Annotated in this window: 13 protein-coding genes and 1 pseudogene; 7 read left to right on the top strand and 7 right to left on the bottom strand. The window is 71.0% G+C overall.

All coding sequences use genetic code 11. The annotated features are described in order from the left end of the window. Nucleotides 1–138: 138 nt before the first annotated feature. Nucleotides 139–366, bottom strand: a pseudogene (locus tag AB0302_RS11155) (transposase); the annotation flags it as partial. 264 nt (nucleotides 367–630) lie between these two features. After that, nucleotides 631–1,880 (bottom strand): IS3 family transposase gene (locus AB0302_RS11150; RefSeq protein WP_144862608.1). Its coding sequence is split into 2 segments (ribosomal slippage): nucleotides 631–1,571 and nucleotides 1,571–1,880, totalling 1,251 coding nucleotides; the frame shifts between segments, so codons are not numbered across the junction. A 175-nt stretch (nucleotides 1,881–2,055) separates the two neighbouring features. On the opposite strand from AB0302_RS11150, the gene AB0302_RS11145 reads away from it, so the two are divergent. After that, nucleotides 2,056–2,352: a hypothetical protein gene (locus tag AB0302_RS11145; RefSeq protein WP_366372121.1), complete on the top strand. Its 297-nt coding sequence runs from the start codon at nucleotides 2,056–2,058 to the stop codon at nucleotides 2,350–2,352. A gap of 542 nt (nucleotides 2,353–2,894) precedes the next feature. After that, nucleotides 2,895–3,965, top strand: coding sequence for a GNAT family N-acetyltransferase (locus AB0302_RS11140; RefSeq protein WP_366372119.1), 1,071 nt, complete (start codon nucleotides 2,895–2,897; stop codon nucleotides 3,963–3,965). A gap of 23 nt (nucleotides 3,966–3,988) precedes the next feature. Here the strand turns inward: AB0302_RS11140 and AB0302_RS11135 are convergent, their stop codons facing one another. After that, the gene (locus AB0302_RS11135) at nucleotides 3,989–4,864 is read right to left on the bottom strand and encodes an ArgP/LysG family DNA-binding transcriptional regulator (protein WP_366372117.1); all 876 of its coding nucleotides are present in this window, start codon (nucleotides 4,862–4,864) and stop codon (nucleotides 3,989–3,991) included. 71 nt (nucleotides 4,865–4,935) lie between these two features. On the opposite strand from AB0302_RS11135, the gene lysE reads away from it, so the two are divergent. Beyond that, nucleotides 4,936–5,550 (top strand): L-lysine exporter, encoded by a 615-nt coding sequence (lysE, locus tag AB0302_RS11130; RefSeq protein WP_366372115.1) that lies wholly within the window; start codon nucleotides 4,936–4,938, stop codon nucleotides 5,548–5,550. 16 nt (nucleotides 5,551–5,566) lie between these two features. Here the strand turns inward: lysE and AB0302_RS11125 are convergent, their stop codons facing one another. The 4 genes from AB0302_RS11125 to AB0302_RS11110 are packed head-to-tail and all read right to left on the bottom strand — an operon-like array spanning nucleotide 5,567 to nucleotide 10,299. Further along, nucleotides 5,567–6,598 (bottom strand): methionine synthase, encoded by a 1,032-nt coding sequence (locus AB0302_RS11125; protein WP_366372113.1) that lies wholly within the window; start codon nucleotides 6,596–6,598, stop codon nucleotides 5,567–5,569. Beyond that, nucleotides 6,595–7,641, bottom strand: coding sequence for a DUF1852 domain-containing protein (locus tag AB0302_RS11120; RefSeq protein ID WP_298986027.1), 1,047 nt, complete (start codon nucleotides 7,639–7,641; stop codon nucleotides 6,595–6,597). Before AB0302_RS11120 ends, AB0302_RS11125 begins: the two co-directional genes overlap by 4 nt. After that, nucleotides 7,638–8,948, bottom strand: coding sequence for a cystathionine gamma-synthase (locus tag AB0302_RS11115; protein ID WP_366372111.1), 1,311 nt, complete (start codon nucleotides 8,946–8,948; stop codon nucleotides 7,638–7,640). Before AB0302_RS11115 ends, AB0302_RS11120 begins: the two co-directional genes overlap by 4 nt. 1 nt (nucleotide 8,949) lies before the next feature. After that, nucleotides 8,950–10,299 (bottom strand): PLP-dependent transferase, encoded by a 1,350-nt coding sequence (locus AB0302_RS11110; RefSeq protein ID WP_366372109.1) that lies wholly within the window; start codon nucleotides 10,297–10,299, stop codon nucleotides 8,950–8,952. Nucleotides 10,300–10,594: 295 nt separating this feature from the next. Here AB0302_RS11110 and AB0302_RS11105 point away from each other — a divergent pair, with 295 nt between their 5' ends. The 4 genes from AB0302_RS11105 (at nucleotide 10,595) to AB0302_RS11090 (ending at nucleotide 13,736) form a co-directional block, all read left to right on the top strand. Continuing rightward, on the top strand, nucleotides 10,595–11,323 hold the full coding sequence (locus tag AB0302_RS11105) for a class I SAM-dependent methyltransferase (protein WP_366372107.1): 729 nt from the start codon (nucleotides 10,595–10,597) through the stop codon (nucleotides 11,321–11,323). A 188-nt stretch (nucleotides 11,324–11,511) separates the two neighbouring features. Next, on the top strand, nucleotides 11,512–11,925 hold the full coding sequence (locus AB0302_RS11100; protein ID WP_366372105.1) for a VOC family protein: 414 nt from the start codon (nucleotides 11,512–11,514) through the stop codon (nucleotides 11,923–11,925). Between the two features lie 79 nt (nucleotides 11,926–12,004). Beyond that, a complete protein-coding gene (locus AB0302_RS11095) occupies nucleotides 12,005–12,517 on the top strand; it encodes a GNAT family N-acetyltransferase (RefSeq protein ID WP_366372103.1) in 513 nt (170 codons plus the stop codon). Nucleotides 12,518–12,746: 229 nt separating this feature from the next. Continuing rightward, nucleotides 12,747–13,736, top strand: coding sequence for a phosphotransferase (locus AB0302_RS11090; RefSeq protein ID WP_366372101.1), 990 nt, complete (start codon nucleotides 12,747–12,749; stop codon nucleotides 13,734–13,736). The last annotated feature ends 423 nt before the right edge of the window (nucleotides 13,737–14,159 follow it).

Below are 14,159 nucleotides of genomic sequence, written 5' to 3'. Positions count from 1 at the left end.
CCTTCGTGACTGACCCGGCTTCCTCGACACGGTCCAGGACCATCCGCACCGCGCGGTCCTTCACCTCGGGATCGAACTTCTTCGGCATGAACAACATCCTCTCGAACTCGAAAGGAAGCGGCATCGCACCCGGGACGCTTCAATCGTGCCGGCGCGGGTGTCGAGGGGCCGGTGGCGGTACCCGTTGCGCTGTGCGGTGCGGGTATCAGAAGCGGTGCCGTACTCGGCGCCGCAGACCGCGTCTGCGTCAGCGCTGAGCAGGGCGTTGATCACGGTCTGCAGCAGGTGGCGCAACAAGTCCGGCGAGGCTTCGCCGATCGCTTCGCGTAGCAGGCGTTCAGGGTCGACAATGTGAGGAGCGGTCATCGTGGTGATGTCCCTTTCGAGAGTGCTGTGGAAGGTTCACTCGAAGGCTCCCACGGTGACCGCGTCCATGCTGGGGACGGTGTTGGCGGCCGGGGAGGGTTACACCACTATCAGGGACTCAACTAGTCCAGTCCTCGTCCCGGACACCAGGAGCAACTAATGACACGCAGAGCAACCCTCTCATTCACAGCAGTACTTGCCGCCGTCGCGCTCTGCGCCACCGGGGGGCCTTGACCCTTGATCGTGGACACGGTGTCGGTTCGGTTATGCCGCTTCCGTGAGGGTAGCTGACCTCGCGGCGTCGTAGGCGTTCTCGTAGCTATTTGGGCTCACCTGGCCGATCGTGGAGTGGCGTCGGCGGGTGTTGTAGCGGTTCGCCCATCGGAACACGGCCCGGTAGGCCGTGGCCTGATCTGGAAATGCGGCCCGGCCCTCGAGTAGCTCCCGCTTGAGCGCGGCGTTGAAACTCTCCGCGAGTGAGTTGTCGGCACTCGTGCCCACCGCACCCATGGACTGGACGACGGTGAGCTGCTCGCAGAGGGCCGCGTAGGCCTTCGAGGCGTAGACGCTGCCGTGGTCGCTGTGAAACACGGCGCCGGCGAGACTGCCGCGGTCGCGGGCCGCGGCGCGGAGTGCGTCCTCGACGAGTTCGGTGCGCATGTGGTCGGCGACCTGCCAGCCCGCGAGCTTGCGGGAGCCGAGGTCGATGCACGTCGCGAGATACAGGTTCGACCCGTCTGCGATCGGGAGGTAGGTGATATCGCCGACGTACCGGCGGTTCGGCTCCCCGATCGAGAAGTCCCGGCCGATCAGGTCGGGGAACTTCCTCCCGGACTGGTCCGGGATCGTGGTCTTCACCCGGCGTCGCAGCCGGATCCCCACCAGCTGGTGCTCACGCATCACGCGGGCGACGCGCTTGTGATTCACCCGCTCGGCGGCGGTGGTGACGCCGTCGTTGAGGTCGGCGGTGATCCGGGGTGCCCCGTAGGCGCGGTCGCCGCCCTGGGCGGGGTCCTGCAGCACCCTGATCCGTGCGGCGAGGGCTGTATCTTCGGCCGCTCTCGCCGCCCGTCCCGGAGCCGCCGCGAGCCAGGCGTAGAACGACGACCTCGCGATCTCGACGATCTCGCACAACCGCTTCACGCCGTAGGCGTCCTTGTGGTCCTCGACGAACTGGAAGCGGTTCACCAGTTCGTCTCCCCGGCGAAATACTTCGCCGCCTGACGGAGGATGTCCCGCTCCGTCTCGAGCTTCAGCTTCTCCGCCTTCGACGCCGCCAGTTCCGCCTCCAGCCGCACGATCCTCGCCGCCTGCGACTCCGACCGCCCCGACGTGGGCGGCGACATGGTGCCGGCGGTCGTCGTGCCCGAGCCGTGCTTCTCGACCCACTCCCGCAGCGCACCGCGGGAGATCCCGAGGTCCGCCGCGATGCCATTCAACGTCGCACCGGGCGTCGACTCGTACAAGTCCACCGCCCGCTGCCGGAACTCGTCCGTGTAGTTCTTCCTAGCCATCCCTTGGATTCTCGCTTCCCCATCATCGTGTTGGAATCAGCGTGTCCAAGATCAGGGGTCAAGCGCCGGGTGCGGCCCGGACCGCCCGGGAATCTCACTGATCGACGACGCCGGCACGCGACTCCTCGTGGCGGACGAGCCTTGGGTGCAACGTTCGGGCGAGTCCAGTCAGCTCGTGACCGGCCGCCTGGAGCTCACCGACGGCGGATGCCTGGTGGTAGCGGAAGAGGACACGGTCAGCGCACCGGATGCCACATCCGATCCCGTGGCCTTCCCCGCCGGGTCGCGGATCGAGCGGGAAGACGACCGGGTGGTGGGCGTCCGCACCCCGGACCGACTCATTCGCCTCGGTGAGAGCCGTGGCTACACGGGCGGCAGGGTCATCCTCGAAGACCTGAATCCCGAGGTGCGGACCGCCGTGAAGGGATGCCCAACACGGCACAACGTGTTCGTGACCGACGCAGCGGGGTGACCAAGGCACCCACGGAGGGATCAGTCGTGGATGGACCACGAGAACGTCCGACCCACTGCGGCTAGGGCCCGCCTGTTAGTCATGCTCGGGCCTAGGCTGAGTGACTTTGCGCCCGGAAGGGGCCGGCGGCGCTAACGGTCGTTTGTGACAAGGGGCCCCGCCATGCGCCGTGTGCGCCACCTCCGGCCCTGTCCGCCCGCCACATGACTCGCCACAACCAACCCGCCAGAGCGGCCGCCGCCCGTACGTTTCTGGCGAGCCCTGGGGCGCGCGGGGCGCCCGCCTGGACACCCAGTGTCACCCCGACCGGATCCCGCCCGATATGCGAAGAGTTCCCCGCGCGTCAGGTGAAATCCGCGCTGCATCTCGACGACAAAGGCCCTTGCCCACCGATCCGCGTCGTGACACAGTTCACGTCATGATGCAGCAGCAGTGACCCCGGGGGTCCGACGACCCACCACCGGCCTCCCCGCGCGCCCGTCTCGAGCACGGCTCGACGGGTGCCTCTGCGCCCACCCCTTTCTTCAGAAAGCAGTCACCGCATGCCTGACATCATCGAATTCCCCCTGCCCGCCTCGTCGGACGACCCCCACTGGCGGGCCTACTGCCGCCTCGGAGATGAGTACAACCACGAGCTGATCGGCACGACCGAGTGGGACGAGACCCCCACGAACGCGCTCATCCAGGCCGCCGCCGAGACCGACCACACGCAGCGCCGCTACCTGGCGTACGTCGACGGCGAGGCGGTCGGCTACGCCCGCGTCCTGATCAACCACGTCGACGACCCTGACGCGGCCGCCCTCAATGTCTACGTCCACCCGCGGCACCGCGGACGGGGCCACGGCCGCGCGCTGGCCGAGCGGCTCGTCCAGGACACCGCCAGCCTCACCCGTTTCGAGACCTGGCCGCTGACGCCGCGGCCGGTGGCCGGGCAACGGGCGCTCACCCCGCCCAACGGCGCCGGCGCGGTGCCCGCCGAGCATCCGGGTGTGCATCTCGCCCAGTCCTACGGCTTCGCGCTCGTCCAGATCGAGCGGGTGAGCCGGTATGACTTCGCCGATCCGGGGATCGACCCCGCCGTCGCCCTGGCCGAGGCCGAAGGCGTCTCGGCGGACTACGAGCTCCACGCCTGGGAGGGCGCGGCCGACGCGTCCCTGCAGGACGACCTCGCCGTCCTCAAGGCCCGCATGGCCACGGACGGGCCATCCGGGGAACGCACCGTGGTGGAGCAGGTCTGGGATGCGGCCCGCGTGCGTCGCATGGACGAGCAGATCCTCACGACCGGGCGGCTCTTCCGCGCGGTGGCGCGGCACCGTGCCACCGGTCGGATCGTCGCCCTGAGCGAGCTGGTGGCGCCCCGCTCGCGCCCGGACGGGCTCATCGACCAATGGGACACCATCGTGCTGCCCGAGCACCGCGGCCACCGCCTCGGCATGCGCGTAAAGGCGGCGAACCTCATCGCCGTGCGCGACGCGCTGCCCGAGGCCCGCGCGATCATCACGTGGAACGCCGAGGAGAACCGGCACATGCTCGACGTGAATGAGGCGCTGGGCTTCCGGCCTGTGCTGGCCGAGGCGTCCATGGAGGCGTCGGCACCGCTGCGACGTCGCTGACGGTCCGCGACCTCGGTGCCGCCTCACCCCCGCTCGAGCGTCCGCTGGGCCGCCTCCCGCACCGTCTGTGTGAGCCTCACCAGGCGCGTCACGGGCAGCGTGGCCGCCTGCCAGTACAGGGGCACGAGGACGTCGTCGAGCCCGGGCACGCGGACCAGCCGGCCGGCGCGCACGTCCTCGACGGCCTGGGCGTCCACGAGCATCCCCCACCCCAGGCCGGCCCGGACGGACCGGTGGAACCCGTCGAACGACGGCGCCAGGTGCGTGGGCGGGGCGGCGTCCAGCCCGGCGCCCCTCAGCGCGTGGCGCTGCAGGTCGTCCTTCGCGTTGTAGCGCATCATGGGCATCGCGTCGAGGTCGACGACGTCGCCCGCCGCGTGCCGGGCGAGCAGGGCGGGCGCCACGAGCGGGACGTAGCGCATGCTCCCCAGCGGTTCCGCCGCGCACCCCTGCACCGGCTGGGGCTCCGTGGTGACGGCGGCCAGCACCTCGCCCCGGCGCAGCAGTCGGGCGCTGTGGTCCTGGTCCTCGACGCGCAGGTCGAGGACCGTGTCCTCCCAGTCGGCGGCCTCCGCCAGGACCGGCCCGAACCACGTGCCCAGCACGTCAGCGGGCACGGCCAGGGAGGTGACGCTGCGTCCGGCCGCCGTGCGGCCCAGCCCGGCCCACGCCTCCTGTTCGAGCACCCGCATGTGCCGGGCCACGCGCACCAGGCCGACGCCGGCCTCGGTCGGCTCGCAGGGTGTGCCGCGCCGGAGCAGCACCTGGCCCACCTCCCGCTCCAGGGCGCGGATGCGCTGGCTGACCGCGGAGGCGCTGACGCCGAGCTCGTACGCGGCTGCCTCGAACGAGCCCTCGTCCGCGATCGCACGCAGCGCCTGCAGCTGGTCCAGGTTCATGAAGCAGAGCTTAGGCGCCTGCAGTTCTCTTCGTTTGGCTCAGGCCCGGCCGGGCCCTAGCGTCCTCACCCATGTGGACCCTCGCCGGCATCGGCCTGCTCACCGGACTCGCCCTCATCGTCGCCATCGGCGCCCAGAACGCCTTCGTGCTCCGCCAGGGCGTGCGCCGGGAGCATGTGGGCGCCGTCGTGCTGGTGTGCATGGCCTCGGACGCCGTGCTGATCCTGGCCGGAACCGCCGGGGTGGGCGCGCTCGTGCAGGCCGTGCCGTGGCTGCTCGAGGTGCTGCGCTGGGGCGGCGCCCTGTACCTGCTCTGGTTCGCGGTCTCCTCCCTGCGTGCCGCGCTGCGCCCGCAGGGGCTCGTGGCCGAGCAGGCGCCGCGCACCGCGGGGTCGGTCATCGCCACCACACTCGCGCTGACCTGGCTCAACCCGCACGTCTACCTGGACACCGTGGTGCTGCTGGGCAGCCTCGCCAACCAGCACGGTCCCGACGCGCGGTGGGTCTTCGCCGCCGGCGCCGTCGCCGCCTCGATCCTGTGGTTCACCGCGCTCGGCTACGGCGCGCGCCTGCTGGCCCGGGTGCTCGCCGACCCGAAGGCGTGGCGCGTGGTGGACGTGGTGATCGCGGTGGTCATGGCGGTGCTCGCGGTCCGGCTCATCGCCGGTTCCGCCGTGTGGGGGTGAGCCGATGCCGGCCCCCTCACTCCTCGCCCAGCTCCTCCCGGAGGATCCGCGTGCCGGCCACGAGCGCCGCCGTCTTGTCCCGCGCCACCGAGCGAGCCAGCGGCGCCATGCCGCAGTTGGTGCTCGCGATCAGCTTGTCCGCGTCCACGAACTCGAGGGTCTCCCGGAGGGTCGCGGCGACCTCCTCGGGCGTCTCGATCTCGTCGCTCGCCACGTCGATCGCGCCGACCATCACCTTCTTGCCGCGCAGCAGGCCGATGAGCTCCGCCGGCACCCGGGAGTGGTGCCGCTCCAGGGCGATCGTGTCGATCGTGGACTCGCGCAGCAGCGGGAACGACGTCTCGTACTGGCGCCACTCCTCCCCGAGCGTGGCCTTCCAGTCGTTGTTCGCCTTGATCCCGTAGCCGTAACAGATGTGCACGGCCGTCTCACACGTCAGGCCCTCGGCCGCACGCTCGAGCGTCGCCACGCCCCAGTCGCGGACGTCGTCGAAGAACACGTTGAACGCGGGCTCGTCGAACTGCACGACGTCGACGCCCACCGCCGCCAGCTCCCGCGCCTCCTCGTTGAGGATGCGCGCGAACTCCCACGCGAGCTTCTCGCGGCTGCCGTAGTGGCGGTCGGCGAGGGTGTCGATCATGGTCATCGGCCCGGGCAGGGTCCACTTGATGGGCCGGTCCGTCCGCGCGCGCAGGGCCTTCGCGTCGTCCACGAACACTGACGACGGTCGGCCCACCTCCCCGACGACGGTCGGCACGCTCGCGTCGTACCGGTCGCGGATCCGCACCGTCTCGCGCCGGTCGAAGTCCACACCGCCGAGGTGCTCGATGAACGTGGTGACGAAGTGCTGGCGGGTCTGCTCGCCGTCGCAGACGATGTCGATGCCCGCACGCTCCTGGTCGGCCACGGCGAGGGCGAGCGCGTCGAGCTTGCCCTCGCGCAGCCGCTCCCCCTCGAGCTTCCAGGGCGACCAGAGCGTCTCCTCCTCGGCGAGCCAGCCGGGCTTCGGCAGGCTGCCGACGAGGGCGGTGGGGATCAGGGTGGTCATCGGGTCTCCTCGGTGTCTCGTGCGGCGTGGGCGGCGGCCCAGCGCTCCAGCAGGTCGCGGTGCGGGCCCACGAAGTGCTCCTGCGTGTACTCCCCCTGCTCCCGGCCGAGGCGGGCCCGCTCCTCGCGGTCGTAGGCGATCCGGGTCTGCGAGAAGTCGCCGTGGTCCAGACGCGGCCGGTAGACCTCGCCGGCCCCGGCGTTCGCGTTGTAGATCTCCGGCCGGTAGATCCGCTGGAAGGTCTCCATGGTGGCGATCAGCCCGGCCAGGGAGAGGTTCGCGTGGTCGTTGAGCAGGTCGCCCCGCGAGTAGAACGCCAGCGGCGCCACGGACCCGCGCGGCAGGAAGCACCGGATCCCCAGGCCCATCCGACCGAAGTAGCGGTCCGTGCGGGAGGCTTCGTCCTGGCGGTACTCGACCCCGAGCACCGGATGCTCGTTCGTCAGCCGACGGTAGGTGCGGCTCGTGGACACGCTGATGCAGATCACGGGCGGCTGCGGGAACCGCTCCCGGTACGCCTGCGAGTCGAGCAGGTGCCGGAACAGCCGCCCGTGGAGGTCGCCGAAGCCGTCAGGCTCCTCGGTCCCCGGCGACGTCGCCGCGTGCGCGGGCAGCACCACGGAGAAGTCGTGGTCGCGGACGTAGGAGGAGAAGTTATTCCCCACACTGCGACCGAGCACGGCGCCCGTCGCGCGCTCGACCACCCGCACGTCGAGCATCTCCATGAGCGGGAAGTCGACGTCCGCGCCGTCGTCGGCGGTGAAGTGCACGTCGATCGAGACGATCTCGATCCGTGCCGTGTAGCGGTCCCGCTCCGGGTTGTCCCAGGGGGCGAGGTCGTTGAGGCGCCCGTCGATCATGGCCAGGGCGGCGCGCAGGTTCTCCCGCCGGTCCGCGCCGCGAGCGAGGTTCGCGAAGTTCGTGGTGGCGCGCGTGCTGGCGGCGGGCGTGTAGTCCTCGTCGAACGGCGTGGTGTGGATGCTGAACGTCAGGTCGTCCACTCGGGTGGGCACGGTGCTCGTGACAAGGGTGGCGTGGCTCATCGGGTCCTCTCCGGGGTGCGGGCGCGGGTGGTGCGGTGGTGGGCGGTGGCGGGACGGGGCACCGCGGACGACGACGGCGCCCCGCGGCCGGCGGCGACGCGTGCGGCGCACTCGAGGCCGGCCTCGAGGTCCGCCTGCAGGTCGGCCACGTCCTCGATGCCGACGGAGAGCCGGACCAGGTCCGTGGGGACGGCCAGGGGCGTGCCCCGCACGGAGGCGTGGGTCATTTCGGAGGAGTAGCAGAGCAGCGATTCGACCCCGCCGAGGCTGACCGAGAGCGCGAACAGCTCGGTGGCCTCGGCGAACGCGCGGGCCGCGGCCTCTCCCCCGGCCAGCCGGATGGAGACGATGCCGCCGAAGCCGTCCATCTGCCGCGCGGCGAGCTCGTGGCCCGGGTGGTCGGGCAGCCCGGGGTAGAAGACCTGGGCGACCTCGGGGCGGCCCTGCAGCCAGCCCGCGAGCGCGGCGGCGTTGGCGCCGTGCCGGTCCATGCGCAGGCCGAGCGTCTTGAGGCCGCGGGCGGCGAGGTAGGAGTCCTGCGGGCCGGCGACCGCGCCGGCGGCGAACTGCTGGTAGGCCACCGCCTCGGCCAGCGCCCGGCCGCGGAACTCGCGGTCGGCCACCACCACGGCGCCGCCGAGCACGTCCGAGTGCCCGCCGATGTACTTGGTGGTGGAGTGCACCACGACGTCCGCGCCGAGGTCCAGGGGCCGCTGGAGGTAGGGCGAGGCGAACGTGTTGTCCACGACCAGCAGCGCACCGGCGTCGTGGGCGATCTGCGCCCAGGCGGCCAGGTCCGCGATGCCGAGCAGCGGGTTGGACGGCGTCTCCACCCACAGCAGCGCGGTGCGGCCGGGGCGGACGGCCGCGGCGACCGCCGTCGGGTCGGTGATGTCCACGGGGGTGTTGGACACGCCCCACGGCTCGAGGACGGTGGTGATGAGGCGGTGGGTGCCGCCGTAGCCGTCGCCGCCCAGCACGATGTGGTCGCCGGGGCGCAGCACGGCCCGCAGGAGGGCGTCCTCGGCGGCGAGCCCGGAGGCGAACGCGAACGCCCGGTCGCCGTGCTCGAGGGCGGCGAGCTGGGTCTCGAAGCCGTTCCGGGTCGGGTTGGAGCCGCGGCTGTACTCGTGCCCGGCGCGCAGCACGTTGATGCCGTCCTGCACGAAGGTGCTGGTCTGGTAGATCGGCGGCACCACGGCGCCGGTCAGCGGGTCGGGCTCCTGGCCGGCGTGCACGGCGGTGGTGGTGAAGCCGCGGACGGCGGGACGGGAGACGGAGCGGGTGGTGTGGTGGACGGCGGTCATCTCAGCGCACCTCCTGGGTGACGGCGGCGGTCTCGGGGACGGCGGGCGTGGTGGCGGGGGCGGCCGGCCCGGCGGCGGTCACCACGGCCAGGGCACGGTCCAGGTCCGCGATCAGGTCGTCGGGACACTCCAGCCCGATGGAGAGCCGGACGGTGGTCTCGGCGATCCCGGCGTCCTCGCGCTGCTGCCGCGTCAGGCGACAGTGCGTCATGGTCGCCGGGTGGGAGACGAGGGACCGGGCGTCGCCGACGTTGACCACGAGCTGGAACAGCTCGAGCGCGTCGAGGAACGGGGCCACGGCCTCGGGGCCGCAGGCCAGGTCGAAGGAGAACACCGAGCCGACGCCGTCCGGGAAGTCGCGGGCGGCCAGCGCCGCGCTGGAATGCCCGGCCACGCCGGGGTGGTGCACCCGCGCGACGGCGGGGTGCCCGGCCAGGTGTTCGGCCACGGCCAGGGCGGTGGCGGTGTGGCGGGCCACGCGCAGGTCGAGGGTCTCGAGCCCCTGGATGAACTGCGCCGCGCTCGCGGGGGCGAGGGTGGGGCCGAGGTCGTGCAGGAACTTGCTGCGGGCCAGCGTCAGGTAGGCGCCGCGGCCGTGCCGCTCGACCAGCGTCTGCCCGCCGTAGCGGGCCTTGGGCCGGGCCAGCTGCGGCCACCGGTCGGGCGCCGCGCCGTAGTCGAACGTGCCGCCGTCCACGATCGCGCCGCCGAGCACCGCGCCGTGCCCGCCGAGGAACTTGGTGGCCGAGTGCACGACGACGTCGGCGCCGTGCTCCAGCGGCCGGTAGAGGGCCGGCGTCGCGAGGGTGCTGTCCACCACCACGGGCACCCCGGCCGCGTGGGCGAGGTCCGCGAGCGCGGGCAGGTCCGGGAGGGTGGCGAGCGGGTTGGTGATGGCCTCGAGGAAGAACGCGCGGGTGTCGGGCCGGACCGCGGCCGCCCACGCGGGCGGGTCCGCCGGGTCCGCGAAGGTGACCTCGATGCCGAAGTCCGCGAACGTGTCCGTCAGCAGGTCGACGGTGCCCCCGTACAGCTGGCTGGAGGCGACCAGGTGCTTGCCGCCCTGCAGCAGCGCCAGCAGGGACAGCGCGACGGCGGCCTGGCCGGTGGCCGTGGCGATCGCACCGATGCCGCCCTCCAGCGCGGCGAGGCGGTTCTCGAACACCGCGACGGTCGGGTTGCCCGTGCGGCTGTAGGTGAAGCCGGGGGTCTCGAGCCGGAACATCGATGCCGCCGTGGCGTGGTCCGGGAAACGGAACGCCGTGGTCTGGTGGATGGGCGGGACGACCGGCCGGTGGGGCGCGGCGGGCTCGTAGCCGGCGTGGACTTGCTGTGTGGCGTGACGGGGCATCTGCTCTCCTCCATCGGTCCTGGCGGTAGCACCGGGCCTGCCGTTCCCGGGGGTCCGGGGGCGGCGGGCGGGTTGCTGCGGCGTCGTCGAGCCAGATCTCTCGGCCGCTCTGGATGGGTGGTGAGCCCATCCCACGCGGCGGGCCGCCGCGAGTCCAGCGGGCGGCCGGCTCGCACGTCATATGAGCCGCCACCGCGCCATCCGGGACCGGCCGGAGCCTCTCCGGGGTGCGGCGGGCCGGGGCAGACCCGTGTGACGGACGGGCGTGGAGGGGGGGTGTGTCAGACTCCCGGGCATGACGCAGAGCACACCGGGCGGACCGGCCACGGGCCTGCCCGACTTCCGTCCCTCGGGCAACCAGGGCGTGGACCCGGCGCTGTACGAGATCGAGAACGCGGCCATGGACCGTGAGGGCGCCCTCTGGGCGGCGCTGCAGGAGGCGGCGCCTTGGGCCGGGCGGACGCTGCTCGACCTCGGTGCGGGCACCGGCTTCTGGCTGCCCCGCTACGCCGACGCGGCCGAGACGATCGCCGTCGAGCCGGACGCGCGCCTGCTGGGGGCCGCCCGCGCCCGCCCCGGCGGGGCTCGCGTGCTGTACGGCTCGACCGAGCGGATCCCGCTGCCGGAGGCGAGCGTCGACGTCGTGCATGCCCGGTTCGCGTACTTCTTCCCGCACCCGCGCTGGGACGTCCGACCCGGCCTGGACGAGGTCACCCGGGTGCTGCGGCCCGGCGGCGCGCTCGTGGTGATCGACAACGACACCGAGCGCGGCCAGTTCGCCGAGCTGCTGCGGGCGAGCACGAACGCCGCGGCGCAGGGCCAGGACACGTACGCCCGCGCGTGGTGGGCCGGCGTCGGGGCCCAGACCCGCGAGGCCATGAGCTCGTGGACCTTCGACTCCCGCGCCGACCTCGAGGCCGTCCTGCGGCTGGAGTTCGAGCGAGGGGTCGCCGACGCGTGGCTCGCCGAGCACCCCGCAGCGACGTCACTGAGCCACGGCTACCTGCTCCACGTGTGGCGGTGAGCACGAACCCGCGTCGTCAGACGCCTACCCCCCGCGGCCCTGACACTGGGACGCCCCCGCCGCCGGAAGGACGGGCGCGGTGGCTGGCCGCCGTCGGGCCGGCCGCGCGGTGGGTGGATGCGGGGCGCGACGACGTCGACTGAGGCCGAGACGCTGACGCGGACACCGAGGTCGCTTAATGTGTGGCCATGGTCACCCGCCCTGTGCTCCAGCAGCCGGTGATCGACGCCGTCGACATCCGTTCCGTCGCGGAGTTCTACCGCGAGCTCCTCGGCCTCCACTACCGCGCGGGCGACGAGCTCGCGGACGGCCGCGAGCCGGACAGTGCGGACTGGCTCGTGCTGCTGGACGACGACGGCCGCCGCGTCCTGACATTCCAGCGCACCGAGGAACTGAAGCCCAGCACGTGGCCGTCACCCGAGGTGCCGATGCAGCTGCACCTGGATTTCACCGTGCCGGACCGCGATTCCCTCGACGCGGCCCACGGCCACGCCCTGCGCCTGGGCGGGCGCCTCGTCCAGGACCGCTCCGACGACGAGGACGAGCCCCTGTACGTGTTCGCGGACCCGGCCGGCCACCCCTTCTGCGTCTTCGTGGGGTGAGCGCGGCAGACCGCGGGGGCGGTTTCACGCACATGCCGAAGACAAGAAGCCGGTTCAGTGCCGTCGGTAAGGTCGTCGGGTGATCCCGCAACCCACAGATCGACTCACGTTCCGGTGCATGACCGACGCTGACCTCGACGACATGTGCCGGCTCCTCGGAGACGCGGAGGTCATGCGCTACTACCCGCGAGCCAAGTCGCGCAACGAGGTGCAGCGGTGGATCAACTGGTCGAAGGACAACTACGCCAAGCATGGGTTCGGCCTGTGGGTCATCGAACACCGGACCACCGGCGACTTCATCGGTGACTGCGGCCTGACCTGGCAGAACGTCGACGGCCAAGAGGTCCTCGAGGTCGGCTACCACGTCCTGCCCGAACACCAGGGACAAGGACTGGCAACCGAGGGGGCCTCTGCCTGCCTGCGACACGGGTTCGAGACCCTCGACGCAACGATGGTCACCGCGATCATCAACCCCGACAACGTGGCTTCCCGTCGCGTGGCCGAACGAATCGGCATGACCGTGTGGAAGTGCACGCGTGATCCCAGTGGGGCGCCGATCGTGGTCTACAGCAGCCACGACCACGAGGCATGACCCACTGAACTGCCGCAATGGGTGCGTACCCATTGAGCAGACATGCCCTAGGTGTACTGATCGGACAGGTTGATTGATCGGGCTTGCCGTGTTTGGGGGGCTCGGCTCGCGAGACGGCCGAAGTGAGCTGGCTCGACACAGTTGAACTAAACAGGTCATGACATCTTGGGCGTGAACCTCCACAAGGGACCCAGTATGTTTGTGACCTACTTCACGTTAGGCTGAGTTCATGCCTGAGCATCCCGTATCTGACCTTGCCCACGCGTTTGGTCTTGTCGATATTGCCGAGAAATCGCTGTCCCCTTGGTCGCCGGTCTACCGGGCACGCGTCATCCCGCGCGGTCACACGGAGGCCCGAGACGTTGTTGTGAAGAAGACGGCGGAGGCCCGCGAACGAGCCGAAGGTATGGCGGCGTGGACTCGCATGCTGATGGCGAATGGTTTCCCTGTGGTTGCCCCGATAGGTCTCGACGCACCCAATCCCCAGGCCATTGGCGAGGACTGGTACGTCGTGTATCCCTTCATCGAAGGGCGCCCCTACGCGGCCGGCGACGACGTCGCCGCGCTCGGTGATCTGCTTGGGCGGCTCCACGCGACTCAAGTCCGAACTGGCATTGTCGGCGGGCTACGGACATATTCGTGGCCAGAAGCAACGCGCGACGACGTCGACGCCGATCTTGCAGCTTTCAGAGAGCAGCTACCCCGCGTCCTCGGCGCAGAAGATGCAGCTAAGTCCCTCGCGGCCCTCCACTCCCTCGCGGACCGCTGGTGGGACCACTCATTGCCCGCATTGCGAGCCGCCGATGACGAACACGCCTTGCCCTATGCGAGCGTAACGAGCGACTACAAGGCCGCGAACGTGATCTTCAGTGCCAGCGGCCCCACGGTGGTTGACCCAGACAACGGGGGCTGGGAACCGCGACTCTTCGACCTGGCTATGGCAGTAGTGCTTCTCCACAACGAGTCACCGTCAGCTCCGGCTCGGATGATGACCGCACAGGAGTGGAACGACTTCTACTCTTCCTATGCTCGACACATCTCACTCACCTCAACCGAACGGAAGCTCTGGCCCGCAGCGCTAGACCACATGGCCTGGGAAGAAGGCACCTGGGCGCTCGAGGACAACGAGGACGCGGCCTACGCAGACGCACGACAGGGCGGGTATCTCCGCGACCTGGCCACCATGCCCATGGAGCGATTCCAACTACCTGCTGCCTGACAGGCTCATCCCAACCGCCTCGCGCGCGGACGGAATAGAGATGCGCGCCCGCGGCACATTCGGTCGTTTGTGGCGAGGGACCCCGCCATGCGCCGTGCGCGCCACATCCGACCCTGTCCGCCCGCCACATGACTCGCCACAACCGACCCGCCAGAGCGGCAGCCGCCCGTACGTTTCTGGCGGGCCCTGGGGCGCGCGGGAGCGCCCACCGGGACACCCAGATTTCACGCCGACCGGATCCCGCCTGATATGCGAAGAGTTCACCGCGCGTCGTGTGAACTCTTCGCTGCATCTCGACAGATGCAGCGAAGATTTCGCAAACGCGATTCGGGACTGATGCGCGTGTAGGTGACATACGATCTGTGGTGTTCCCACACCGCAGGGAAGGATGTGCACCATGCCCGCCCCCTACCCCCAAGAGTT

It is taken from the genome of Micrococcus sp. NPDC078436, assembly GCF_040702705.1.
Taxonomy (GTDB): Bacteria; Actinomycetota; Actinomycetes; order Actinomycetales; family Micrococcaceae; genus Micrococcus.
Note: the sequence above shows the minus strand (reverse complement) of the source record. Positions and strands in the feature narration are given on the sequence as shown.

Excerpts from the sequence above, each read along its gene's own strand:
- AB0302_RS11105 (WP_366372107.1), top strand. The coding sequence starts at position 10,595 with ATGACGCAGAGCACACCGGGCGGACCGGCCACGGGCCTGCCCGACTTC.
- AB0302_RS11110 (WP_366372109.1), bottom strand. The coding sequence starts at position 10,299 with ATGCCCCGTCACGCCACACAGCAAGTCCACGCCGGCTACGAGCCCGCC.
- lysE (WP_366372115.1), top strand. The coding sequence starts at position 4,936 with ATGTGGACCCTCGCCGGCATCGGCCTGCTCACCGGACTCGCCCTCATC.
- AB0302_RS11115 (WP_366372111.1), bottom strand. The coding sequence starts at position 8,948 with ATGACCGCCGTCCACCACACCACCCGCTCCGTCTCCCGTCCCGCCGTC.
- AB0302_RS11090 (WP_366372101.1), top strand. The coding sequence starts at position 12,747 with ATGCCTGAGCATCCCGTATCTGACCTTGCCCACGCGTTTGGTCTTGTC.
- AB0302_RS11140 (WP_366372119.1), top strand. The coding sequence starts at position 2,895 with ATGCCTGACATCATCGAATTCCCCCTGCCCGCCTCGTCGGACGACCCC.
- AB0302_RS11120 (WP_298986027.1), bottom strand. The coding sequence starts at position 7,641 with ATGAGCCACGCCACCCTTGTCACGAGCACCGTGCCCACCCGAGTGGAC.
- AB0302_RS11135 (WP_366372117.1), bottom strand. The coding sequence starts at position 4,864 with ATGAACCTGGACCAGCTGCAGGCGCTGCGTGCGATCGCGGACGAGGGC.
- AB0302_RS11100 (WP_366372105.1), top strand. The coding sequence starts at position 11,512 with ATGGTCACCCGCCCTGTGCTCCAGCAGCCGGTGATCGACGCCGTCGAC.
- AB0302_RS11125 (WP_366372113.1), bottom strand. The coding sequence starts at position 6,598 with ATGACCACCCTGATCCCCACCGCCCTCGTCGGCAGCCTGCCGAAGCCC.